General features: G+C 66.4%; 20 protein-coding genes. 16 read left to right on the top strand and 4 right to left on the bottom strand.

All coding sequences use genetic code 11. From position 1 onward, the window contains the following. The first annotated feature begins 412 nt into the window (after positions 1-412). The 7 genes from ZRA01_RS01505 (at position 413) to ZRA01_RS01475 (ending at position 7727) form a co-directional block, all read left to right on the top strand. The gene (locus ZRA01_RS01505) at positions 413-2290 is read left to right on the top strand and encodes an amidohydrolase (protein WP_218028629.1); all 1878 of its coding nucleotides are present in this window, start codon (positions 413-415) and stop codon (positions 2288-2290) included. 646 nt (positions 2291-2936) lie between these two features. Further along, positions 2937-3305: a hypothetical protein gene (locus ZRA01_RS01500; protein WP_141348979.1), complete on the top strand. Its 369-nt coding sequence runs from the start codon at positions 2937-2939 to the stop codon at positions 3303-3305. Between the two features lie 255 nt (positions 3306-3560). After that, positions 3561-4838, top strand: coding sequence for a restriction endonuclease PLD domain-containing protein (locus ZRA01_RS01495; RefSeq protein ID WP_141348978.1), 1278 nt, complete (start codon positions 3561-3563; stop codon positions 4836-4838). Between the two features lie 387 nt (positions 4839-5225). Beyond that, a complete protein-coding gene (locus ZRA01_RS01490; protein WP_141348977.1) occupies positions 5226-5855 on the top strand; it encodes a hypothetical protein in 630 nt (209 codons plus the stop codon). Positions 5856-5935: 80 nt separating this feature from the next. Continuing rightward, complete coding sequence (locus ZRA01_RS01485) at positions 5936-6571, top strand: SOS response-associated peptidase (protein WP_141348976.1); 636 nt, start codon at positions 5936-5938, stop codon at positions 6569-6571. A 141-nt stretch (positions 6572-6712) separates the two neighbouring features. Continuing rightward, entirely contained in the window at positions 6713-7255 is a 543-nt protein-coding gene (locus ZRA01_RS01480) for a DUF924 family protein (protein WP_141348975.1), read from the top strand. Between the two features lie 52 nt (positions 7256-7307). After that, the gene (locus tag ZRA01_RS01475; RefSeq protein WP_141348974.1) at positions 7308-7727 is read left to right on the top strand and encodes an MAPEG family protein; all 420 of its coding nucleotides are present in this window, start codon (positions 7308-7310) and stop codon (positions 7725-7727) included. 86 nt (positions 7728-7813) lie between these two features. Here the strand turns inward: ZRA01_RS01475 and ZRA01_RS01470 are convergent, their stop codons facing one another. The 3 genes from ZRA01_RS01470 to ZRA01_RS01460 all read right to left on the bottom strand — a co-directional run bounded on the left by ZRA01_RS01470 (position 7814) and on the right by ZRA01_RS01460 (position 11097). Beyond that, positions 7814-8224 carry a hypothetical protein gene (locus ZRA01_RS01470; RefSeq protein WP_141348973.1) on the bottom strand — a complete coding sequence of 137 codons (411 nt, stop codon included), beginning with the start codon at positions 8222-8224 and terminating at the stop codon, positions 7814-7816. Between the two features lie 152 nt (positions 8225-8376). Continuing rightward, positions 8377-9228, bottom strand: a complete 852-nt coding sequence (locus tag ZRA01_RS01465) for a cache domain-containing protein (protein ID WP_141348972.1) — start codon at positions 9226-9228, stop codon at positions 8377-8379. Positions 9229-9309: 81 nt separating this feature from the next. After that, on the bottom strand, positions 9310-11097 hold the full coding sequence (locus ZRA01_RS01460; protein ID WP_141348971.1) for a PQQ-dependent methanol/ethanol family dehydrogenase: 1788 nt from the start codon (positions 11095-11097) through the stop codon (positions 9310-9312). Positions 11098-11574: 477 nt separating this feature from the next. Here ZRA01_RS01460 and ZRA01_RS01455 point away from each other — a divergent pair, with 477 nt between their 5' ends. The 9 genes from ZRA01_RS01455 to ZRA01_RS01415 all read left to right on the top strand — a co-directional run bounded on the left by ZRA01_RS01455 (position 11575) and on the right by ZRA01_RS01415 (position 24263). Next, complete coding sequence (locus ZRA01_RS01455; RefSeq protein WP_141348970.1) at positions 11575-12348, top strand: quinoprotein dehydrogenase-associated SoxYZ-like carrier; 774 nt, start codon at positions 11575-11577, stop codon at positions 12346-12348. Next, complete coding sequence (locus ZRA01_RS01450; RefSeq protein WP_141348969.1) at positions 12345-13292, top strand: quinoprotein relay system zinc metallohydrolase 1; 948 nt, start codon at positions 12345-12347, stop codon at positions 13290-13292. The genes ZRA01_RS01455 and ZRA01_RS01450 overlap by 4 nt, the downstream gene beginning before the upstream one ends. Then, positions 13289-14053: an energy transducer TonB family protein gene (locus tag ZRA01_RS01445; RefSeq protein WP_141348968.1), complete on the top strand. Its 765-nt coding sequence runs from the start codon at positions 13289-13291 to the stop codon at positions 14051-14053. The genes ZRA01_RS01450 and ZRA01_RS01445 overlap by 4 nt, the downstream gene beginning before the upstream one ends. Beyond that, complete coding sequence (locus tag ZRA01_RS01440) at positions 14050-16368, top strand: TonB-dependent receptor (protein ID WP_141348967.1); 2319 nt, start codon at positions 14050-14052, stop codon at positions 16366-16368. The genes ZRA01_RS01445 and ZRA01_RS01440 overlap by 4 nt, the downstream gene beginning before the upstream one ends. Before the next feature lie 2 nt (positions 16369-16370). Beyond that, entirely contained in the window at positions 16371-17774 is a 1404-nt protein-coding gene (locus tag ZRA01_RS01435; RefSeq protein ID WP_170182864.1) for a HAMP domain-containing sensor histidine kinase, read from the top strand. Next, the gene (locus ZRA01_RS01430; RefSeq protein ID WP_141348965.1) at positions 17767-18414 is read left to right on the top strand and encodes a response regulator; all 648 of its coding nucleotides are present in this window, start codon (positions 17767-17769) and stop codon (positions 18412-18414) included. The genes ZRA01_RS01435 and ZRA01_RS01430 overlap by 8 nt, the downstream gene beginning before the upstream one ends. Positions 18415-18751: 337 nt before the next feature. Beyond that, positions 18752-20890, top strand: a complete 2139-nt coding sequence (locus ZRA01_RS01425; RefSeq protein ID WP_141348964.1) for a TonB-dependent receptor family protein — start codon at positions 18752-18754, stop codon at positions 20888-20890. Between the two features lie 1508 nt (positions 20891-22398). Continuing rightward, positions 22399-23625: a porin gene (locus ZRA01_RS01420; protein ID WP_141348963.1), complete on the top strand. Its 1227-nt coding sequence runs from the start codon at positions 22399-22401 to the stop codon at positions 23623-23625. Positions 23626-23804: 179 nt separating this feature from the next. Then, positions 23805-24263 (top strand): DUF302 domain-containing protein, encoded by a 459-nt coding sequence (locus ZRA01_RS01415; protein WP_170182863.1) that lies wholly within the window; start codon positions 23805-23807, stop codon positions 24261-24263. A 44-nt stretch (positions 24264-24307) separates the two neighbouring features. On the opposite strand, the gene ZRA01_RS01410 is transcribed toward ZRA01_RS01415, so the two are convergent. After that, positions 24308-24757 (bottom strand): response regulator, encoded by a 450-nt coding sequence (locus ZRA01_RS01410; RefSeq protein WP_141348961.1) that lies wholly within the window; start codon positions 24755-24757, stop codon positions 24308-24310. Positions 24758-24829: the final 72 nt, after the last annotated feature.

The following is a 24829-nucleotide window of genomic DNA, read 5'->3' as shown; positions in this document are numbered from 1 at the left end:
TGACAAGGGGAGGGCCGGGGAGGGGTTTGGCGGAGGCTGCGCTTGGGCTCGCACCGTCGGCCTCACGTCACGGCGAGTCGTGCCGCTTACCCCCCATGGTAGCCGCCCCACCGCCCGAGAAAACCGGAGACGGCTGAGCGAGGAGAGCAGCGCCACCCACCACGAGCCCGCAACGAACCCGCGTCAGCGGGCTTCTTGCTGTGTAGGATGTCGGGGTATCCGGCTTGGGTGAGGCGGGCGCCGCCGGGGAGGCGACCATCGGCGAACCCTTAACTGTCACGTACCCACCAGATACCCGCCAGATACCCGCAACACCCGGCACGCTGCCGGCGCATCCATCGACACCCCTCCACCAAGGCCGAAGCCCACTGCACGACGGCGGCAAACCGCCAGATCACCCGGAGAGAGACGCATGAACACACAAAATCACGTGCTTGCAATCACCCTGATGCTCGCCGCCGGCACGGCCATCGCCGCGCCCGCGCCGGCCCGGCAGACCGCCGACAGCATCTGGTCCGGCGGGGCCATCCTCACCATGAACGACAAGGCCATGCGGGCCGAGGCGGTGGCGGTGGCCAACGGCAAGATCATCGCCGTCGGCAGCCGCAAGGAGGTGATGAAGCTCAAGGGCCCCGGCACGCAGCTGGTCGACCTCGCCGGCCGCACCCTGGTGCCGGGCTTTGTGGACGCCCACGGCCACGTCATGGTCGGCGGCCTGCAGGCGCTGGCGGCCAACCTGCTGGCCCCGCCCGACGGCAGGGTGCTCGACATCGCCTCGCTGCAGCAAACGCTGTGTGACTGGGCCAAGGCCAACGCGGCCGTCGTCGACAAGGCCAAGGTCATCATCGGCTTCGGCTACGACCCCTCGCAGCTCAAGGAGCAGCGCCACCCCACCCGCGAAGAGCTCGACGCCGTCTCGGCGGATGTGCCCATCCTCCTGGTCCACCAGTCCTCGCATCTGGCGGCGGTCAACTCGGCGGCGCTGAAGATCATGGGCTACGACGCCAGCACCAAAGACCCGGCCGGCGGTGTCATCCAGCGCAAGCCCGGCGGCACCGAGCCCAACGGCACCCTCGAGGAGACCGCCTTCTTCCTCGGCGCCCCCAAGCTGCTCGGCGGTGTCGGCCAGGACGGGCTGAAGGTATTTGCCCGCGAGGGCGCCAAGCTGTGGGCGCGCTTTGGCTACACCACCGCCGACGAAGGCCGCGCCACGCCCCAGACCGCCGAGGTGCTCAAGCAGGTGGCGGCCGAGGGCGGCTTTGCGAATGATGTGATCGCCTACCCCGACGTGCTGCTGGGCCGTGAATACATCAAAACCAACCAGCGCGCCACCTTCACCAACCGCTTCCGCATCGCCGGGGCCAAGCTCACCATCGACGGCAGCCCGCAGGGCTTTACCGCCTGGCGCGACCAGCCCTACTACAAGCCGGTCGGCGACTACCCGCAGGGCTACTCCGGCTACCCCGCGGCAACGGCCGAAGAGGTGATGAGCGCCATCCAGTGGGCCTACGAGAACAAGCTGCAGATCATCACCCACTCGAACGGCGAGCGCGCCTCCGACCTGCTGATCGCCGCCCACCAGGCCGCCCAGGCGCGCTTCCCCAAGGTAAAGGGCACCCGCCCCGTGCTGATCCACGGCCAGTTTCTGCGTGAAGACCAGCTCGACCGCTTCAAGGCCCTCGGCGTCATCCCCTCGCTGTTCCCCATGCACACCTTTTACTGGGGCGACTGGCACCTCGACCACACCGTCGGCCCCCAGGCGGGCTTGAACATCTCGCCCACCGGCTGGGTGCGCAAGCGCGGCATGATCTTCTCGAGCCACCACGACGCGCCGGTGGCCTTCCCCGACTCGATGCGCGTGCTCGACGCAACCGTCACCCGCCGCGCCCGCGGCTCCGGCCGCATTGTCGGCCCCGAGCACCGGGTGGATGTGATCACCGCCCTCAAGGCCATGACGATCTGGCCCGCCTACCACCACTTCGAAGAGAAGACCAAAGGCAGCCTCGAGCCCGGCAAGCTGGCCGACTTTGCGATCCTGTCGAAAGACCCCACCGCGGTCGCCCCCAACGCCATCGCCGAAATCAAGGTCACCGAGACCGTCAAGGAAGGCAAGACCATCTTCAAGCTCGACCCCGCCACCCACGCCGACAACGCCAGGGTGGACATCACCCCGCTGCTGGCGGCTTTTGGTGGACATGGAGGGCAGGGCGGTGAGCCCGGCGACACCTGCGCCCACGACGCGATGTTCCGCATGACCGCAGTGATGGCGGGGAGCGCGGAAGGGCGCTGATTCCGCGTCTTGTGCCAGGTCTTTTGCCACGTCTGTGCGCTGAAGTTGTGAGCCGCGCGCCCCCGCGCGAGGCTCACAACACGGCGCGACGCCCCCCGGCCGCTCTCCCTGCCCATTTCCAACCCGCCGAGGTTCTCGCACAAGCGCTCGAGGCTCTCGAGCCAGCGCTCGAGGTTCTCGACACGGTCGACGAGAACCTTTGCACGCCTGCAAAGCCTCTCATCATAGTAAAAACCCTTAATCGCACGCGTGCAAACAAGGGTTTTTACTATGATGAGAACCATTGCAAGCCTGCAACCCATCTCGACACGCCTCCCATCGATGTTTGCACGGCTGCAAACATCGATGGGCCGTGCGACATCGATCATCCCACCCCCGTAATCGAGGGTTGCAAGCCTCGCGAGACACATTGCACGCCGCTCGAAGACCATTGCAGGCCTGCAACAAGGCTCGCCACCCCGCGCGAGGCCCCCGGCACCTCCGCCGTCGGGCCTTCGCCGCCCGGGTGTCATCCTGCAGCTACCGGAAGGCATTTTCAGCTTATCGGCACATCATTCGCACAAAAGCTTGTGCGAGTATGGTGAACGAATTAATCTGACGCCTCGGCCAGCGCCACCTACCGGCCGCACAACCCAAAGGAGACAGCATGACCGCCAGCACCCGCCGCCGCATCACTGCCAAGGAACTCCAGGACGATATCGACGCGTTCTACGCCCTCAAGCTCCTCACCGACTACAAGCCCCACGACCCCAACGCCACCGTCGAAGCCATCGCCCCCATCGTCGACAAGATCCGCGCCAAGCAGGAAGCCATCATCGCCCACCAGGTCGCCCTCGACGCCATGCGCGACGACCTCAACGACTCCTCCCTCGAACTCCACGGAAGAATGGGCGTCTCCAAAAACGAAGTCCGCGCCCAATACGGCGACAACTCCAACCAGATCGCCTCGCTGGGCTTGAAGAAGAAATCGGAACACAAACCCCGCAGGCCGAAGAAGGTGAAGGCAAGTGAGTGATGGAGGTAGGTGAGACTGCCTGAAATGAGCCCGCGGAAGCGGGCTTTTTGATGAGGGTGGGGGTAGGATTAGAGAAAGTCGAAGGGGAAGTGTGTCGCGTTGGGGGCGTCAGTCGGCCAACTGCGGACTATCAATCTCGAACGTCCCAAGCTTACGTTCAGATTTTCCACACTAAACACGTTTGCCCGCACTATCAATCATAGACGGGCTCATATAGCCGCCTACTATTAGTTAATCTTTACAATAAAAAAACTCATGACCATTTATATACTAAATAACGACCACGGCAGATCTGCCGAAGAAATTATTGATAATGAAATACTGTCATTGAATAGAGTAAAGCAACGAAGACACGAGTTGTGGATACTCACTTGTTATGTTGATTTTGGCATTTTAGAAGAATATGTAGAGCACCTACTTAAGCGTATTCGGATTACCGACGTATACTTGACATTCAATTTTTCGGAAATATACAAGGATGGTCCAAAAAATACCGCCAAGAAACTGAGAGAGATTACAAGTCGTCTAAAAAATAAAAGCGTAAATTTTCAGTGGAGAGCGCTTGCATCTTCAAAATTAGTTCACGCTAAAGGATATGCATTAATTCAAAGATCTAATGGCGCTGTGTCGGGTGGTATTGTGCTGACGACTTCAGCGAATTTTACCACCCCGGGCTTCAAAGGAGAAAATGTTGAAATTGGATATCTATCAACCAAGAAAAAAGATATCAACGACTTTGAAAAAACCTATGACTATCTTTGGGAAAGCTTGGGTAAAGATATAGAATCAGCCGTTTTCAAACAAGAAAAATATCTACTGCAGTACGCTTTGCTGTCTTCTGGTCTATTTCTTCACAAGTGGTCAGGCAGTCTAAGTCAACATCTTGGAATTAAGTATAAGCTTACGCCACTTGCTAAAGAAAAAGGAGCAATTGCTCCGGAGTTGGCAGCTGTTGGCTTTGAGGCTGGTGATACATTTACAAGGCAAGTGTTAAACATGAGCGAACTCCCAGCCAAAGACATACCTAGCTCATTCATTAAACAATTTACTATTGAGACTTACTGGGGAAGGTGGTGTCCGCTTGATGCTTGGAACGCGTTGAGTACATCTTTTGAAGGGGCAGGTCAATTTATAAAAGAATTTGAGATCGCGACAATAGAAAGTACATTGATTGATGCAAGTGAAAAAGCACTTGCAGTGCAAAATGATCTCGTTGCAAAAGGTTTGATAAAGCCTGTCAACGAAAATCACCTAGAAAACTGGGTGGCTAGAATTATGGAATTGCGATCCAATCGCCGGCGCCTTGAGCGCTTCTATATCGGGTATGAGGCGCATGAACTACCCTATACGATCGATCAAAAAGCCGAAATTGAAGAATTGTTTGATAGCTTAATGGAAGCAGTCGAGCTTTCAAAATCCACGAATGTCGCAAAAAAGAAAATTATTGCTGCAATGACGAAGGCAAATCCTAATGTTCTCGCGCTATCGAATGAACAAATTCAAAGAGTGCGAGAGATGAGCAGGAGCGCTTGACATAGCTCGCTACCGGAAATAAATGCCACTGAGCTCCATTGCTACTGTTGAGCTTAATCGTTGAATGTTCGCTCTTCAAGAGTCTGACTGTCCGCAGACGGTCATCGCATTCCTTATTCAGTCTCGTAGGTCGGGTTAGCGCAGCGTAACCCGACACCGCCCACGCAATACCGACGCGCTACGGTTCCCGGCGGCTTCTTCTTCACCCTCGTAGCGGAATCCTGCCGACCCATCCTGGCTTCGGCTGATGTCGTCAATGTCTTGCTTAATCCCTTTCGATTCGCCTTCCAATCACGTCCGTTCGATAACGACGCCATCGTCGTCATGCCCGATCATGTACAGTCGGGTTACGCTTCGCTAACCCGACCTACGGGACTGCCAGACATCATGCGCAACACACTTCTCATTGCAGCCTGCCTGGCGCTCACTTTCGCAGGTGCTCAGGCAAATGCTACCGAATGTCAGAGTCGCTCCGCTTTGCTAACTCATCATTACGGAAGGCCTGTGTCATGTCACTGTGGCGCAGAGCTCGCCAATGTTGAAGTTACGTTGCCGAAGGGGTTGGTGCTCGCGCGAGCGTGCAATCTTCGTTTTTCCGATGGACGTTCGCCTGACATTCGTCAGGAGCGAATTTCGCTAGATCGGTATGACTCGGCGGGGAATGCAATATATGGCGAATTTCTTCTGAAGGGCGAGTTGCACCTGACTGGCTATGTTCGCTACGAACCAAGCGATGGCGGCGATCTTTGGTTTCGTCCAAGCGTTCCTGTTCTTCAGCGGCAAACGGCATTCGAACCGAATTTCCGTTTCTTTGCCCTGCGCCAGCAGAGCGCTTACTCGAAATTCCGCCTCGCAAAACATCTTCGCGCCAAAGGTGACTGTTTTCAGGCAAAGGCAGAAGTCGTCTTTCGTGGCTTTGAGCTTCTTGTTAACGAATCTGACGAAGCAGGAATCTCACCCCGGACTATAAAAGTCATAAACGTGTCGGGTTTTTCGGCATGCAAGAGGGGGGAATGATGTCTGGTCTTTCGTGGCAAGCCGCGCAATCTGGTTCGCTCCACGATTGAACGCCCGCACTTCAAATCCTGACCGTTGCCATGTGCGCCAATTACCGTCCCTCCACCCCCGAAGCCCTGAAGTCCTTCCCGCTGCCTCCGCCCGACTTCGCCTACGGCGAGGCCTACCCCGGCTCGGTGGTGCCCATCGTCACCAACTTCGCGCCGCGGCAGTGGGTGCCGGCGTCTTTCGGCTTGGTTCCAGGCTGGGCGAGGGACGCGAAGATCGTGCGGTCGACCTACAACGCCCGCAGCGAGACGCTGGCCGAGAAGCCGTCGTTTCGGGATGCCTGGCAGCGCGGGCAGTTGTGCATCATCCCGGCGGAGGTGCTGTACGAGCCCTGCTACGAGACGGGGAAGGCGGTGCGCTGGGCGATCCGGCGGCAGGACGGCCGGCCGATGGGGATCGCGGGGCTGTGGGAGAGGAGGGCGGGCGAGGTAGGTGAGGTGGGCGAGGGCGGCGCGGCCGTGTGGTCGATGACGATGCTGACGATCAACGCCGACGGGCATCCGCTGATGCAGCGCTTCCACAAGCCGGAGGACGAGAAGCGTTCTGTGGTGATTCTGCCGGACGCGGCGTGGGGTGAATGGCTGCGGGCGAAATCCGAGGGCGCGGCGCGGGCGCTGTTGCAGGGGTTCGATGCGGCGGGTTTGGTGGCGGAGGCGGCGCCCCGCTGAGGGCGGGGTGCAAGGACGCCGGTTGCGGTTCATCCGGCAGTCGCCGCCTTGCGGGTTGAAGGCTTGGCTCGCCGGGGTATGCTTGCGGCACGCCATTCATCTGGCACCCACTCACCCTTGCTTTGCCCCGGAGGTTTCGCCTTGACCACGCCCGCCGACATCCTCGATTTCTGGTTTTCCGAGATCCAGCCCGCCCAGTGGTGGAGTAAGTCCGATGACTTCGACCGCCTGATCGCCGCGCGTTTTGGCGCCGTGCTGCAGGCGGCGGCGCGCTGCGAGCTGTACGCCTGGCGCGCGACGCCGGCCGGGCGGCTGGCCGAGGTGATCGTGCTGGACCAGTTCTCGCGCAACATCCGCCGGGGCGAAGCGCAGGCCTTTGCCAACGACGCGCTGGCGCTGGGGCTGGCCCAGGAGGCGGTGGCGGCGGGGGCCGACCGGCTGCTGGCGCCGGCCGAGCGGGCTTTTTTGTACATGCCCTACATGCACAGCGAGTCGGCGGCGATCCACGCGCTGGCGGTGGCGCTGTTCAGCCAGCCGGGGCTGGAGGGCAATCTGGATTTCGAGCTGCGCCACAAGGCGATCATCGACCGCTTCGGACGCTACCCCCATCGAAACGCGGTGCTGGGGCGGGCGTCGACGGACGAGGAGGCGGCGTTTCTGCAGACGCCGGGGTCGTCGTTTTGAGGGGGCACGCCGCGGTGCCGCGGTGGGAGGCCTGCCGGGCGGGTGGGCAGGCATGAATCAACACGCGATTTTGTGGCCGGTGCTGGCCCTGATCCTGTGGACCTTTCTGGTCCTGCTGCTGGTGCCGGTGCGGCGGTTTCGGGCGGCCTTTGCGGGGCGGGTGGCGGTGTCGGACTTCTGCCAGGGTGAGTCGGCCCGGGTGCCCTCGGACGTGTCCCTGCCCAACCGGGTGTTCATGAACCTGACCGAGGTGCCGCCGCTGTTCTATGTGGTGTGCGTGGTGTACTACGTCACCGCCACGGTGGGCCCGCTGGCGCTGGGGCTGGCCTGGCTGTACGTGGCGCTGCGGCTGGCCCACAGCCTGATCTACCTGGGCTACAACCACGTGGTGCACCGCTTTGCGGTGTTCGCCGCCAGCAACTTTGTGGTGGTGGCGATGGTGTTCGAGCTGGCGCTGAGCCTGCCGCGCTGAGGGGGGGGGGCGAGGCCGGGCCGCTCAGCGCAGGGGGCCGGCGCTGAGGCTCACGATGAAGTGGCGCCGCAGCCCGAAGGGGCGGCTCACGCCCGGGGCGTCGGGCACAAACGGAAGCCGCAGCCGGGGGGTGTCGAGCACTTCGACGGCCCAGGTGCCGTCGCCGCAGAAGGCAAACTCCACCCTGCGCGGCGGGATGAGCCGGGGCTGGCCAAACGCTCCGGCCTGATCGACGCGGCCGATGGTGGCGCGGTCGAGGGGGCGCGGTCGAGGGGGCGCAGGTCGGCGCCCAGCAGCAGCACCGTGAGCAGCTCTTCAAAGGGTACGTCGTCGGTGAGGAACAGCAGGTGACGCCGGCCCACCACCACGGCGAGCGCCAGCACCGCGCCGGGCACGGTGCGCGCTGCGGGGTAGCCGTCGACGAGGAGGTCGGCGGCGGGGGCTTTGCCGGGGGCCGCGGCCCGCGGGCGGATGCTTAGGGTGGTGGAGAGGTGCATGGCGGGCCGCTGCCTCGGAGGGGGGCGAAGGCTGCGGGCGCACCGGCGGTGCGCGAGCCGTCGGGGGCGACGCGGGCGCCGGGCGTCACCGCCCTGCCCGGGGCGACACCCGAGCGGTGCGGGCCGTGGGGCGGGCAGGGGGGCCGTGCGCCTTACTCGTTGTAGAAACCCACTCCGATGAGGCTGCCGTTCTCGCGGCGCACGAAGGTGCGCTTGCGTTCCACGGCGTTGGTAACCGGGTTGCGCCAGACGTAGTCCACGGTGCCTTCGCCCTTGTCGCGGGCGATCGCCAGCATGTCGCTGACGAGCGGGTGGCCTTCGACGTCGTGGAGGTCGGTGGCGTCGGTGCCGGTCCACTTGGGGTTCATGCCGTGGGCTTCGAACTTGCCGGTGGCGAGGTTGATGGCAAACACGTAGAGGTCGTCACGCACGAAGCCGCCGCGGGGGGCGTTGAAGTTCTTGACGGCCTGGGCCATGCCGAGCTTCTTCACCTGGGCGCTGGCGGCGTCGAGGAGCTTGCGGGCGTCGTCGGCGGTGGAGCGGGGGGCGTGGTAGCCAACGCCGACCACGTAGTCGCCTTCGCGGTGCAGCCAGACTACCTTGGGTTCGACGCGGTTGCTCTGGCGGTTGAGCCACACGTAGCGCACGTTGGCTTCGGGCTGTTTGTCGGTGACGGCGATCATCTGGCGGAACAGCGGGGTGCCGGCGGCGTCGACGGTGTCGAGCACGTTGAGGCCGACGAGCTCGGCCGGGGCGGCGCCGTTGGCGATGTAGGTGCCCTTGCGGTCGATGACGTAAACGTAGAGGTCTTTCTTGACGAAGGGGCCGCTGCGGTTGTTGAACGCTTTCCAGGCCTTGTCCGGGCCATTGACCTGCAGGTACTTGACGGCCTGGTCGAACAGGGCGCGGGCTTCGCGCGGGGTGGCGTGTTCGGCCGCCGCGGCCAGGCCGGCAAGCGAGAGGGCGAGGCTGGCGGCGCCGATGCGGATGAAGCGGGGGGACATGAGTTCTCCTTCAGGTCGTGGCGAGCGTGGTGAAAACGGCCGGGGCGCCGCGTGCTGCTGCAGCGCCCCGGCCGGCAGGGCTTACGAGCCCTTGTGCAGCTTGAAGACCCAGACGGAACCGCCCTGCTCGAGGAAGTTCACCCGCTTGGCCACGTCGCCGCCCCACAGCGGCACGGCGCCGCCCCAGCCGGTGACGACGGCAACCATCTGTTCGCCGTCCTGTTCCCAGGTAACCGGGGGTGCCACGATGCCGGTGCCGGTCTGGAAGGACCACAGCTCCTTGCCGGTCTTGGCGTCGAGGGCCTTCAGCAGGCCTTCGGGGGTGCCATAGAAGACCAGGCCGCCGCCGGTGGACAGCACGCCGCCCCACAGGGGAGCGTAGTTCTTGTTCTCCCACACGATCTTGCCGGTGGCCGGGTCCATGGCGCGCAGCACGCCGATGTGGTCGTCGTGGATGGCCTTGATGGTGAAGCCGGCGCCCAGGTAGGCAGCGCCCTTCTTGTAGGCGACGGGCTCGTTCCAGATGTCCATCGACCACTCGTTGGCCGGCACGTAGAACAGGCCGGTCTGCGGGCTGTAGCCCATCTGCTGCTGGTTCTTGCCACCCAGGAAGGACGGGGCGGAGAACACGACCTTGCCCTTCTTGCCATCGGCGCCGGCGGTCGGGTCGCCCGGACGGCCTTCTTCGATGTAGTTGGGGCGGCCGGTCTCGAGGTTGTAGCCGGTGGCCCAGGTGATCTTCTTGACGAACGGGTAGGCGCCGAGCAGCTTGCCGTTGGTGCGGTCGTTCACGAAGAAGAAGCCGTTACGGTCGGCCTTGGCGCCGGCCTTGATGACCTTGCCGGTCTTCGGGTCCTTGAAGTCGAAGGAGATGAATTCGTTCACCCCGTCGAAGTCCCAGCCGTCGTGCGGGGTGTTCTGGTAGTGCCAGGCGATCTTGCCGGTGTCGGCGTCGATGGCCACGGTGGAGGACGAGAACAGGTTGTCGCCGGGGCGCAGGTGGCTGTTCCACGGGGCCGGGTTGCCGGTGCCGGCGAAGATCAGGTTGGTCTCGGGGTCGTAGGTGGCGCCGTTCCAGGTGGCTGCGCCGCCGGTCTTCCAGAGGTCACCTTCCCAGGTGGCGTTGGTGGTGCCGGAGATGCCGTTCTCGATCTGCTTGCCGTCGGCGTCGTACTTGTAGCCCATGTGGCCTTCGACGGTCGGGCGGGTCCACAGCAGCTTGCCGGTCTGCGGATCGCGGGCGTCGATGCGGCCAACCACGCCGAACTCACCGCCGGAGACGCCGGTGATCAGCTTGCCCTTGGCAACGATCGGGGCGGCGGTGGCGGAGTAGCCAGCGGCGTAGTCGCCGAGCTTCTCTTTCCACACCACCTTGCCGGTGTTCTGGTTGAGGGCCACCAGCTGGGCGTCGAGGGTCGCGAAAATCACGAGGTCGCCATGCAGGGCGGCGCCGCGGTTGATCACGTCGCAGCAGGGCATGATGCCGTCGGGCAGGCGGTGCTCGTACTTCCACAGCTTCTTGCCGGTCTTGGCGTCGACGGCGAAGAGGCGGCTGTACGAGGCGGTGACGAACATCTTGCCGTTGTGGATCACCGGCTGGCTCTCCTGGCCGCGCTGCTTCTCGCCGCCGAACGACATCGACCAGGCCGGCACCAGGTTCTTCACCGTCTTGGTGTTGATCTGGTTCATCGGGCTGAAGCGCTGGCCCTGGGTGCCGAGGCCGAAGCTGACCACGTCACCCTTGGTGGCGGCGTCGTTGAGGATGTCGGCGTCGGTGACGGTGGCCTGGGCCGGGTTGAAGGCGAGCGCGCCGAGGGCAAGCAGCGCGATGGAGATCGCACTCCGCTTGGGGTGTGGGTTTTTTTGCATGGATTGTCTCCTAGGTTTTTTCCAGTGGTCGCGGGCCTGCGGATGGGGCCGGCCAACCGACGAATGGCCATCCTTCCCCTGAATGTGTTCGCCGGCTGGCTTGCGCCTCTGCAAAGGCTGTGCCAGCGGCAGGGTTTTGAGGCTGTGGCGGCCCGCCGGTAGGGCGGGCGGGGCGTCGGGTGCCCTGGGGCTTGCTCCGGGGCCGTTGCCCGCTAGCAACTGCCCGGTGCTCCAAATATCACCGGGTGTTCAAAACTTGCGCAGTTGAACAGGTGGGAGCAGGGCGGGGGCGATTCATGGGCGACGTGCCGGGGCGTATCCGCTCGCCCGCAGCAGCAAATTAGAGGGGTAGGTCGGGTTAGCGCAGCGTAACCCGACACGTCCAGGCCGCAGCGCCCCACCTCCCAACCCCTGGCACGCCCCTTGCAGAGAATTTCTCTATACAAGCCCGCAAAGGGCGATATGGAGCGAGACACCATGAAATTTCAACGGACCCTTTCGGTCTCGGCCTTCTGTGCGCTGCTGGCGGCGATGTCGCTGGCGGTGGCCCAGACCGGCCGCGTCGACCCCCTCGATTCGGCGCGCTGGGGCGACATGCACCACAGCGTGCTGGCCGACGCGCCCTTCGAGTTCGACGACCGGGTGCGCGTCATCGCCCCGACCACCGCCGAGAACCCGATGCAGGTGCCCGTCACGGTGGACGCGACGGCGCTGCCGGGGGTCGAGGAGGTGCTGGTCTTCGCCGACTTCAACCCCATCGTGCGGGTGCTGCGCTTCTTCCCCCAGGAGGCGCCGGCCCAGCTGGGCTTTCGGGTCAAGCTGCAGCAATCCACCCCGGTGCGCGCCGCGGCCCGCACCGCCGACGGCCGCTGGCATGTGGGCGGCACCTGGGTGAACACCGTCGGTGGCGGTTGCACGGCGCCGTCTGCGGCGGCGGCGTCCACCGAGTGGCAGCGCCGCCTCAACGAGGTGAGCGGGCGCCAGTGGACCGAGGGCCCCAACGCCGGCCGCCTGCGCCTGCGCATCGTGCACCCCATGGACACCGGGCTGGTGGCGGGCACGCCGGCCTTTCACCTGGAAGAGATCAACTTCACCGACGCCGCCGGCAAGCGCCTGATGCGGGTCGAGACCTTCGAGCCGGTCAGCGAGAACCCGGTGTTCACGCTGCAGCGCGGCGCCCTCGCTGGCCCGGTGGATGCCCGCGGCCGCGACAACAACGGCAACGCCTTCGACGCGAGGATCGCACCGTGAAGCGCCACCTCTTGATGGGCCTCGCGCTGCTGATGCTGGCCGGCAGCGCCGTCGCGGCGGCCTTCGACTATGGCCTCAAGGCCCGGCGCGTGGCCGACGGGGTGTATGCCTTCATCGGCCACACCGAAGATTTCGACACCGTGAATGGCGGCAACATCGCCAACGCGGCCTTCATCGTGGCGCCGGGCGGTGTGATCGTGGTCGACAGTGGTTCGTCGCTGCGCTACGGGCAGCAGATGCGCGCGGCCATCGCCGCCGTCACCGACAAGCCGGTGGCGCTGGTGATCAATACCCACCACCACCCGGACCACTTCCTGGGCAACCAGGCCTTTGCCGGCGTGCCCATCGGCGCGCTGGCGGAGACGCGCCAGGCGATTGCCGCCGAGGGCGACGCCTTCGCCGAGAACCTGTTCCGGATGAGCGGCGACTGGATGAAGGGCACCGAGCTGCAGCAGCCGACGCGCACCCTCGCCGCCGGCCCGCTGGAGATTGCCGGCCGCCGCCTGCGCCTGCTGGCCTTCGACGGCCACACCGGCGCCGACCTGGTGGTGGTGGACGAGGCGAGCGGGGTGGTGATCGCCGGTGACCTGGTCTTCCATGGCCGCGCGCCCACCACGCCCCACGCCAACGTTGCCCACTGGCTGGCTGCCCTCGACCGCCTCGAGGCGCTCACCCGCGAGCTGGGCTTCAAGGTGCTGCTGCCCGGCCACGGCGAGCCCTCCACCAGCGCCGCGCCGATCCGCGAAACCCGGGCCTGGCTGGTGTGGCTGGTCGACGCCATGCGCCAGGCCGCCCGCGACGGGCTCGACATGAACGAGGTGCTGGCCCGCCCGCTGCCCCCCGAGTTCGCCAGCCTGCCGCTTGCCGCCAGCGAATACCGCCGCTCGGTTGGCCACCTCTTTCCCGCCGCCGAGCAGGACGTGCTGGAAGGCCGCGCCCAATGAATACCCTGGCGGACCGCCGCTTCCAGCACATGCTGGGCCTGTCGGTGCTGCTGCACGGCGCGCTGTTCGTGGCCCTGCCGCGGCCGTCGGTGACGCCGCCGGCCATGCCGCAGCTCGTGGCGTCGATCCGCCTGGTGATGCCGGAGGTTTCGATGCCTGCCCCTGCACCGGCCGCGCAGCCGGCGCCCGTGCAAGAAGCCCTTCAAGCGCCCGCCGCCGCGCCGCGTTCGCCCAGGGCCGAGCGGGCCGAAGCCCGGCCGGTGCTGGCCACGCCGCAGCCCGCGCGGCCGGCCTTGCGCCAGGCGCTGGCGGCGAGCCCGGCGACGCCGTCCGAACCTGTCGCCGTGCCCGTAACCCCACCCCCCATGCCCACCGAACTTGCCGCCGCACCGCGCGCCGCCGAAGCCACCGCGGCGCCGCCCGCCACCCCCCCGCACCCGACCGCCCAGCGTGCCTCCACCGAGGCCATCGACAGCTACCGGCGCCAGCTCACCGATCTCTTCGCCCGCGAACACGAATACCCCCGCGTCGCCGCGATGCGCGGCTGGGAGGGCGAAGTCCGCCTGCGCCTGCGGGTGGCGCGCCGGGGCCAGCTGCTCGGCGTGCGCGTCGACCGCTCCAGCGGCTTCGAGGTGCTCGACCAGGACGCCCTGGCCCTGCTCGAAGGCCACGGCAAGCTGCCACCGCTGCCCGAGGCGCTGGAAGTCGCCGAGATCGAAGTTGTCGTCCTCATCACCTACCGCCTCAGAAAAGCCACATGAAAACTAGACCTCATCAGGCGGCCCTGGCCCTCACCCCGATTGCCCGGGCCACTGCAATCGCCCTCGCCACCCTCGGCCTGCCGGCCCACGCCCAGACCGTGGTGACCACCGAGCGCATCGAGGTGGTCGGCACCACGCCGCTGGCCGGCGTTGGGGTGCCGCGCCTGCACCTGCCGGCCAACGTCCAGTCCCTCGACGCCCAGCGCATGGAAGATGCCGAAAGCCTCCACGTGGCCGACCAGATGCTGCGCCAGGTGCCCGCGGTGACGGTGAACGAGATCCAGGGCAACCCCTTCCAGATGGATCTCAACTACCGCGGTTTCACCGCCTCGCCGCTGCTCGGCACCGCCCAGGGCCTGTCGATCTACGTGGACGGCGTGCGCGTGAACGAGCCCTTCGGCGACACGGTCAACTGGGACCTGATCCCCAACTCGGCGATCGCCGGCATCGACCTGGTGCCCGGCTCCAACCCGGTGTTCGGCCTCAACACCCTGGGCGGCGCGCTGGCCCTGCGCACCAAGAGCGGCTTCTCGCACCCGGGCGGCAAGCTCGAGGTGTCGGGCGGCAGCTTCGGGCGCAGCAACACCGAGATCGAGTACGGCGGCAACGACGGCACCCTCGGCGCCTACATCGCTGGCGACTGGTTCCGCGAGGACGGCTGGCGCAACTTCTCGCCCTCCGACGTGAAGCAGATGTTCGGCAAGCTGTCGTTTCGCAACCGCGACGGCGAGGCCGACCTCAGCCTGACCCGCGCCCGCAGCCGCCTGGTGGGCAACGGCGTGGTGCCCCAGTCGATGCTGGCCCGGGAGCGCGAGGCGATCTTCACCCACCCGGACGAGACCCGTAACTCGCTCACCCAGCTCGCCCTCAACGGCAAGCTGTGGCTCGGCGATGCCCAGAGCCTGTCGGGCAGCGTCTATCACCGCCGCACCCGCACCGGCACCCTCAACGGCGACATGAACGACGCCTACGAGGACGACCCCACCCAGCCCAGCGGCGCCCACAACCGCACCCGCAGCACCCAGCGTGGTACCGGCGCCGCGCTGCAGTGGAACCTCACCACCGCCCGCCACCAGCTCGCGGTGGGCGGCTCGTGGGATTACGCCCAGGTGCGCTTCGTGCAAACCCAGGCGCTGGGCGACCTTGACAGCAGCCGCGGCATCGTCAACCTCGCCGGGGAGCAGGAGGAGAACCGCCTCTCCGGCGCCACCCGCACCACCAGCTTCTTTGTCACCGACACCTGGTCGATCACCCCGGCGTTGCACCTCACCGGCTCGGCCCGCTACAACATGAGCCGCGTCACCACCCGCGACGAGCTCAACCTGGCGCCGCCCAACCTCGACGGCGACCACAAGTACCACAAGCTCAACCCGGCCCTCGGCCTCTCCTGGCAGCTCAACCCGGCGCTCAATGCCTACGCCGGCTTCAGCCAGGGCAGCCGCGTGCCGTCGCCCATCGAACTGGGCTGCGCCGACCCGGCCAACCCCTGTTCGCTGCCCAACTCGATGGCCGCCGACCCCTACCTCAAGCAGGTCGTCGCGCGCACCCTGGAGGCCGGCCTGCGCGGCAAGCTGGCCGGCGACATGCGCTGGAACGCGGGCGCCTTCCGCACTGTGAATAGCGACGACATCCTGTTCGTCGGCACCTCCACCAGCGCCGGCTACTTCACCAACTTCGGCAAGACGCTGCGCCAGGGCCTGGAGTTTTCCCTCGACGGCCGCCTGCGCCGCGTCGACTGGTACGCCAGCTACACCTGGCTGCAGGCCAGCTTCCGCTCCCAGGCCTGCATCCTGGCCGAAAACAACAGCACCCGCGGCACCGCCCCCGAATGCACCGGCGGCGGCCAGGACGACGAGATTCTGGTGCGCAAGGGCGACCGCCTGCCCGGCCTGCCGGAGCACGGCGTCAAGCTGGGCCTTGCCTGGCGCGCCACCGACCAGCTGCGCCTGGGCGCCGACCTGCAGGCTTTCTCGAGCCAGCTCCTGCGCGGCAACGAGAACAACAGCCACCGCCCCGGCACCTACACCGATGCAGGCGGGACCACGCGCACGTTTGACGGCCCCGGCAAGGTGGGCGGCTACGCCGTCCTCAACGTGAACGCCGAGATGGGCCTGGGCGCCGGCTGGCAGGCCTTCGCGCGCATCAACAATTTGTTCGACCGGCGCTATGCCAGCGGCGGCGCGCTGGCCGAGAACCCCTTCGTCGGCGGCAGCTTCCAGGCCAACTCCGACCACTGGCGGCGCGAGAGCTTCGTCGCCCCCGGCGCGCCCCGCGCCGCCTGGGTGGGCGTGCGTTATTCGTTCGGCGGGAGATGATGATGAGCAGCGCCTCCACGGTTTCCTCGACGTATCGCAGTGCCGGCGGCCTCAGCCTGCACACCCGGGTCGGCCTGGTGCTGTGCCTGCTCACCGCCAGCCTGCTGGGGGTGCTGGGGGGCCTGTGGCTGCAGGGTACGCGCAGCGCGATCCACGAGGAGGTGGAGGCAGCCACCCGGGTCTCCGGGCAATGGCTGAAGGTGGTGCTGGCCGACCTCGAAGCGCGGCCCGCCGACGAGCAGGGCACGCGCCTGCTGGCGGTGGCGGCCTCGGTGGGCCGGGTGCGCGCCCACCAGCTTGAGATCCGCGACGGGGCCGGCGTGCTGCGTCACGTCTCGCCGCCGCCCACCTACAAGGTCGGCCGCGCCGCGCCCGAGTGGTTCGCCGCGCTGGTGGCCCTCGATCTGCCGGTGCGCCACTTCGCGTTGGGTGACTTCCGGCTCAGCCTGCACCCGGACGCCTCCCGCGCGGTGCTCGACGCCTGGGACGAGCTGCTGGCCCTGGCCGGCTGGGGCCTGCTCTTGCTGCTGGCCCTGTTTGCCGCGGTGCGGGCGGCGCTGGCCCGGGCGCTCTCCCCGCTGGAGCAGGTGATGGGCGCCCTCGACCGCACCGGCGCGGGCCGCTTCGACACCCGCCTGCCGGGCTTTGCGACGCCCGAGCTGGCGCGACTGTCGCGGGCCTTCAACGGCATGGCCGACCGCCTGCAGGCGGCGGTGAATGACAACGTGCGTCTCGACACCCAGCGCGAGCTGGCCGAGCGCATGCAGGCCCGCCTCGCCGCCGAGCGCCGCGACATCGCCTGCGAGCTGCACGATGAGCTGGCCCAGGGCATCACCGCGGTGCGTGCCCTGGCCGGCGCCATCGTGCAGCGGGCGCCCGCCGAATCCGCGCTGCATGTGCCGGCCCAGGGCATCGTTGCCGTCACCGGCGAGATGCAGGACGGCGTGCGCCGCATCCTGCAGCGCCTGCGCCCGTCGGCCACCGGGCTGGCGGAGGGGCTGGAGCAGATCTTTGCCGGCTGGCGTACCCGCCACGACGGCATCACCCTCACGGCCCGCCTGGAGCTCGGTGACGGGCCGGTGGCTGCCGAGACGGCGGCGGTGATCCTGCGCGCTGTGCAGGAAGGGCTGACCAACGTGCTGCGCCACGCCCGCGCGAGCCGGGTGGAGTTTGCCGTGGTGCGCGAAGGTGCCTGGCTGCGGCTGTCGCTGCAGGACGACGGCGCCGGCAGCGGCCAGCCTTCGGCCCAGGCCGGCTGCGGCTTCGGGCTGGCCGGGATGGGCGAGCGCATCGAAGGGCTCGGCGGTGAGTTCAGCACCGGCCGGGCGGCGGGCGGCGGCTTCCGGATCGAAGCGCGGCTGCCGGCCATGCCATCCAAGACATTTGAGGAGTCTGTCCATGAGTAATGAACTGGAAGGCCTGCGCATCGTGCTGGCCGACGACCACGCGGTGGTGCGGCTGGGTTTCAGGCTGCTCCTCGAAGGGGTGGGGGCCACGGTGGTGGCCGAGGCCGAGCGGGGCGAGGGTGCCATCCGCCTGTATGCCGAGCACAGCCCGGACGTGCTGGTGATGGACGTGTCGATGCCCGGCATCGGCGGCCTGGCGGCGCTGGAGCGCCTGCTCGGGGTGGCGCCGAAGGCCCGGGTGCTGATGCTGTCGGCCCACGAGGACGCCATCGTGCCGGTGCGGGCGATGCGCATCGGCGCCCGCGGCTACCTGTGCAAGCGCGCCTCGCCCGAGGAGTTTTTGCGTGCGGTGGGCGAGGTGGCGCGGGATCGGCGCTACCTCGACCCGGCGCTGGCCCAGGTGGTGGCGCTGGCCCAGCTGTCGGGCACCGCCAGCCCGGTCGAGTCGCTGACCGCCAAGGAACTCGCTGTTTTCATGAAGCTCGCGCTGGGCCGCTCGGTGGGCGAGGTGGCGGAGGATTTCTGCCTCAGCGCCAGTACCGTGGGCACGCACCTCTACCACATCAAGCAGAAGCTGCAGGTGAACAACGCCGCCGAACTCACCCTGGTGGCGCTGCGCAACGGGCTGATCGAAGGCTGATGCCAGGAGCGACCAAGCACGCCCGCTGAGGTGGAACGAGGGGCTGCCGGTATCTGGCCTGCGCTGTGCGAGCAAGCTCGCACCTACAAGGGGATGAGCCGGATTGAGCGAGTTTTGATCGGCACCGGCCGTCGAGCGCCTGTAGGTGCGAGCTTGCTCGCACTCTGCCGGTGGAATCGGCGTAGATCCTTCGTTCCACCTCCGCGGCAAGCAATCTTGCCCCTACAGATTTTCGCTAGCCCAATTGCCGGATCGTCAGGACGCGGGGCAGCGGGCGCTTGCGAATAATGGGTGCCAGGCCGGCCCGCTGGGGCGGGCATTGTCTCCAGGAGAAATCATGAGCCGGCACCATCCTTCCCCCTTGTTCCGCCCGTCCCGGCTCGCCCTGCTGCTGGCCGTCAGCTACCCCTGCATGGGCTGGGCCGACGGGGCCCTGACGCTGGACCCGGTGGTGGTCACCGGCAGCCGCGTCGAGACCCGCTCCTTCGACCTGCCCGCCGCCATCGAGGTGGTGGATGCGGCGCGCATCAACGCCGACCAGGCCCGCGTCAACGCCTCCGAGGCGCTGGCCGGGGTGCCCGGCATCAGTGTCGCCAACCGGCAGAACTACGCCCAGGACCTGCAGATCTCGTCCCGCGGCTTCGGTGCCCGCTCGGCCTTCGGGGTGCGCGGCGTGCGCCTGGTGGCCGATGGCATTCCGGCCTCGATGCCCGACGGCCAGGGCCAGGCGGCCACCTTCAACCTCGACCGCGCCGAGCGCCTGGAGGTAATGCGCGGCCCGATGTCGGCCGTGTATGGCAACTCGGCGGGGGGCGTGATCCAGCTGTTCACCCGCGAGGGCAAGGGCCGGCCGAGCGTGGAGGGCGGTTTCAGCGCCGGCAGCTACGGCAGCTGGAAGGCCGACCTGGCGGCCGATGGGCAGGCCGGCGGGGTGGGCTACGTGCTCGACGCCTCGCGCTTTGCCACCGAGGGCTACCGCGACCACAGCCGCGCCGAGCGCGACCAGCTGCTGGCCAAGCTGAGCCTGGCGCCCAGCGACGACGGCAAGCTGACCCTGGTGGCGAGCAGCTTCCGCCAGGAGGCCCAGGACCCGCTGGGCCTCAGCTGGGCCAGCTATCTGCGCGACCCGCGCAGCGTCGACCCGTCGGCGCTGCAGTTCAACACCCGCAAGTCGATCGACCAGCAGCAGGGCGGCCTTCATTACGTGCATCGCTTCGGCGAGCAGCGGGTGGAGGTGTCGGCCTACGCCGGCAAGCGGGCGGTGACCCAGTACCAGTCGATTCCCACCGGGGTGCAGGGCAACCCGCGCCATTCGGGCGGTGTGATCGACTTCGACCGCGACTACATGGGCGTCAATGCGCGCTGGATCGGCCGCTTTGCGGTGGCCGGCGGGGCGCTGACGACGACCGTGGGCGTCGACTACGAGGAGTCCGAGGACGACCGCCGGGGCTACGAGAACTTCGTCGGCAGCACGCTGGGCGTGAAGGGCCGCCTGCGCCGCGCCGAGACTGACAAGGTGAGCAGCTTCGACCAGTACGCCCAGGCCGAGTGGGCGTCGGGCAACTGGGTGGTGAATGGTGGCCTGCGCCACAGCCGGGTGGCCTTCAAGGTGGATGACCGCTACATCAGCGGCGTGAACGGCGACGACAGCGGCGGCCGCAACTACGAGAAGACGACCCCCTCGGTGGGCGTGCTGTACCGCCTCACGCCGGTGGTGAACCTCTACGCCAGCGCCGCCCGCGGCTTCGAGACGCCGACTCTCAACGAGCTGTTCTACTCGGGCAGCGGCGGGGCCTTCAACTTCGGCCTCGACGCGGCCACCAGCACCCACTACGAGGCCGGCCTGAAGGCCTGGGTGGGCAATGACAGCCGGCTGGATGTGGCGCTGTTCGAGATCCAGACCAACAAGGAGCTGGTGGTGGACAGCGCCCTCGGTGGGCGCACCAGCTACAAGAACGCCGGCCAGACCACCCGCCAGGGTGTCGAGGTGGCGCTCGACAGCCGCTGGGCCCACAACTTCACCAGCCGCATCGCCTACACCTACCTCGACGCCCGCTACGACGAGGCCTTCGTGACGCGCATCTACAACCCGGCCACCAGCAGCGTGCAGAACGCCACCGTGGCACCGGGCCGCCGCCTGCCCGGCGTGGCTGCCCACAGCCTGTTTGGCGAGCTGGTGTGGCGCCACCCGGGCAGCGGCTTCCACGCGGCGGTGGAGGGCGTGGCCCGCAGCGAGGTGTTCGTGGAGGACAGCAACACCCTGCAGGCCGCCCCGGGCTACGTGGCCGCCAACCTGCGGGCTGGCATCGAGAAGCGCATGGGCCCGCTGCGCATGAACGGCTTCGTGCGGGTGGACAACCTGTTCGATCGTCAGTACGTGGGTTCGGTGATCGTCGGCGATACCAACGGCCGCTTCTACGAAGGCGCGCCGGGGCGCAACTGGCTGGCGGGGGTGAGTGCGCGGTATAGCTTCTGAGGGCCTCCCAGGCCGGTTGGGGCAATGGCCTTGGGTTTCGTTGAGAGCGGGTTTGGTGGTTTGGTGTTGGTTTCTGTTCGCCGATGGGGGCTGGGGGGCTTTCCGTTGTTTGGCGTCACATTGGCCGGGTCCCGGCCCGGCGGCCGGCCTACTTCTTTGCGTCGCCAAAGAAGTAGGCAAGAAAGGCGACCCCGCCGAGCCGGCCGTCTGCTCAAGCTGTCGCTTGATCAGACGACTCCCCTGCGCTGCTCACAACAGGCGGCCGGCGCAGAACTCGCGGGCTGCGCCCGCTCAGACAGCTGCGCCGGACATCCCCGCCTGTTGCTGCGCTGCTCGGCGGCTCGGAAGGGGCTTTCCGGAATCACCTCGTGTTTCAGGACGGGCATGTGTGATCGACGCAAAAGCAAAAATTCCGGTCAGTTCGCTGCTTACACAAGAGGGTCGGGTTAGCGCAGCGTACCCCGACACCGCACTCGCCGATGACATCAGGCGCTTCAGCAAAGGCTCGGTGTCTGCTGAAAGCCCCTTCTGAGCCTTTGATCCGCGGAGCATTGGGCGGGGCCTTCCGGCGCAGCTGTCTGAGCCCGCGCAGCGGGCGAGTTCTGCGCCGGCCGCCCGATGCGAGCAGCGCAGGGGAGTCTTTTGATCAAGCAACGCTTGAGCAAACGGCCGGCTCGGCGGGGTCGCCTTTCTTGCCTACTTCTTTGGCGACGCAAAGAAGTAGGGCGCCTGCCGGGGCGCGCCCCGGCCAATGTGACGCCAAACAACGGAAAGCCCCCGGCCCCCATCAGCGAACAGCCATCCAGGTCCCTCCATCACAAGCCCTCGTGATGCGACTGCACCTTCCAGTTGTCGTATCACAAGCCCTTGCACCACGATCACGATAGCGTTTTATCGCATCACAAGGCCGTGTGATTTGAGCACACCCTATCGTTGCCTTATCACAAGCCCTTGTACCACGATCACACGCGGCTGTTATTTGATCACGATAGCCTTTTATCGCATCGCAAGGCCTTGTGATTCGATCGCACCCTATCGTTTCTTCATCACAAGGCCGCTTGCCTTGATTACACGCCCTCGCGATGCGATCACAAGGGCGTGCAAGCTCATCTCGCTGCCTTGTGCCCGCAGCATCAGGGCCTGTGGTGCGATCCCGGGCGCGTGTGTCTTGAGCGCGTGGCCTTGGGGTGGCATCGCAGGGTCGTGGCGGCAGGGCGGGCCCGGAGCGGTGGGCGAGACGCTGTTCCATTAAAGACCAGCGCCGCAACAGATGTACAGAAAATGAACTGCCGATTGCTCAACGGGGCGCTGTTCAATTTTGGAGCCATGCCGTGAAACCCAGCGCCGGCGCGGCTTTCCGGGCTTGGGGGCGATGTGGGGGAGGGGGCGGCAAGGTTGGCACGCGCTTCGCACTCCAGATGTTTCCACGCCACCTTGCCGGTGGCTGGGGAGGTATGGCCCGCCGCACCAGGCGGGCGGAAGACACCAAAAAAATCAGGAGACTCGTCATGCACAAAACCCCGTCCCTTCGTCCGCTGGTCCTTGCGCTGCTGGCCTGCGGGAGCACCGCCAGCCACGCCGTGAGCTTCACCCAGAACGATGTCACGCTGGACATCAACGGCACGATCAACGGCTTCTACGTGGTTCGCGATGCCAAGTCGATCAACCGGGCCACCGGCGCCGAGACGTCCACCACCAACAGCGCGCTGACCAACGGCCTGCTGCCGGGCTGGATCAACTTCGTCGCGACGACCCGCAGCCAGGGCCTGGATATCAAGGCGCACATCAGCTTCGCGCCGGGCATCAACAACAACTCCGACACCGTGGGCCTGCCGATCGGCAACCCGAACCCGGGCTCCGGCACCCCGGCCAACCCCTACAGCCAGATCGACACCCGCAACGTTTACTTCCAGTTCGGCAACTCGGAGTGGGGCACCCTGAAGTTCGGCCGTGACATCGGCCTCTTTGGCCAGAACATCATCCTGTCCGACATGACCCTGCTGGGCGTGGGCGGCACCAGCAACGCCAGCATCCCCTACAACACCACCTTCGGGATGATCGGCCACGGCTACATGTACACCGGCTTCCAGCCGCAGATCACCTACACCACGCCGGCGGTGGGCGGCTTCCAGGCGTCGGCGGGGATCTTCCAGCCGAGCCGTTTTGCCGGTGACGAAACCAAGACGCCGGGCTTCCAGGCCAAGGTGGATTACGACTGGAAGGGCGGCATGCCGGGCAAGGTGTGGGGCGGCCTGGTGAGCCAGAGCACCAGCTGCTCGTCGAGCACGCCGTGCGCAACCAAGTCGTTCTCGGCGACCGGCATGGAGCTGGGCGGCAAGGTGGCGCTGGGCAACTTCGAGGCGGTGGCGTATGCCTTCCAGGGCAAGGGCCTGGGCCTGTCCACCGTTGGCGCGCAGTTCTTCGGCGGCAGCAACGGGGCCGGCAACAAGACCGACTCCCAGGGTTACTTCCTGCAGGGCACCTACAAGATGGGCGCCACCAAGTTCGGCATCAACTACGGCGCCAACAAGGACAAGGACGGCTTTGTGCTGACCGGTGCGGGCACCTCGAACCAGATCACCAACCGCGCGGTCACCGTGGGCGTCTATCATTCGCTGAACAAGTTCATTACCCTGGTGGGCGAGTTCAACGACGAGAAGATCAGCAACGTGGTGGACAGCAACTTCGACAACAAGAACCGCACCGTGTCGCTGGGCGGTTTGATCTTCTTCTGATGGCTGCAGCCTGAGCCATGCCCGGAAGCCCGCTCCGCTCGCGGTTCGGGGCGCCCTCTCAAGGAAACGCAGGGCCGCCCCAAGTTTCCTTGACCCCCACGGGGGGCGGGCTGGGCAAAGCCCGGCCCTGGGGGCTCCCAGTGGCGTCCCGGTGGGCTTCCGCCCTGCTGGTGTGGTGTGTGCCGGCGTTGCTGGCGCTTTTTGCGTTTAGCCGGCATGTCGTCGCCGCCGACGACATTGTCAGCGTGGTGCTCCCCGGCACTGATTTTCAGGCCGCGCGGGAGGCCTTGATAGAGAGCATCGAAGAGGAAGGCCTGGTCGTCAGTGCCGTGATTCCCTTCAACGACATGCTGCAGCGCACGGCTGCGGCGTCGGGCCCGAGCGCGCCCCTGACCTCGCCCTTCCTGCGGGCCGAGATCGTGCAGTTCTGCAGCAGCCGCATCGCCTGGCAGCTGCTCACCGAAGACAGGGCCCAGATCGCCCTGTGTCCCCTTTCCGTCAGTCTCCAGCAGCGCCGCGATGCGCCCGGCGAGGTGCGCCTGGCGTGGCGCAGCGTGGGGCGCTCGAGCCCCGGCCGCGTTGCCGCCGATGCGCTCGTCGAGCGGCTCGTGCGGCGGGCCGAGGCGCTCGCCCGCTAGCTGGCAGGCAGGGCGCCGGCTTGCGGCGCCCCGAGCGCTGGGCTTCAGCGGGCCGTGGGGTCGGAGGGTTCGTTGAGGGACAGCCAGTACAGCCCGAGCTGGCCGACGGCCTGCAGGAAGCGCTCGAAATCCACCGGTTTGCGGATGTAGCTGTTGGCCCCGAGGCGGTAGGCCTCGAAGATGTCCTGGTGTTCCTTGGAGGTGGTGAGCACCACCACCGGGAGCAGCGCGGTGCGCTCGTCGGCGCGGATGCGGCGCAGAACCTCGAGCCCGTCGATGCGCGGGAGCTTCAGGTCGAGCAGCACGAAGGCCGGCATGATGAGGCTGTCGCGGGACGCGTATTGCCCCGTGCAGAAAAGATAGTCGAGGGCTTCGACGCCGTCCCGTGCCACTACCACCTGGTTGGGGATCTTGTTCTTGCTGAACGCGCGAAGCGTCAGGGCTTCGTCGTCAGGGTTATCCTCGACGAGGAGGATGGGGCGGTCGGTCGCCATAGGTGCTCCTTGACCTTGCTTTTGTCATTTTTATCGAAACCTGTCTGAAGTGCTGAAAACAGTAATTTCGAG

This window comes from Zoogloea ramigera (assembly GCF_006539865.1).
Taxonomy (GTDB): Bacteria; Pseudomonadota; Gammaproteobacteria; order Burkholderiales; family Rhodocyclaceae; genus Zoogloea; species Zoogloea ramigera.
Note: the sequence above shows the minus strand (reverse complement) of the source record. Positions and strands in the feature narration are given on the sequence as shown.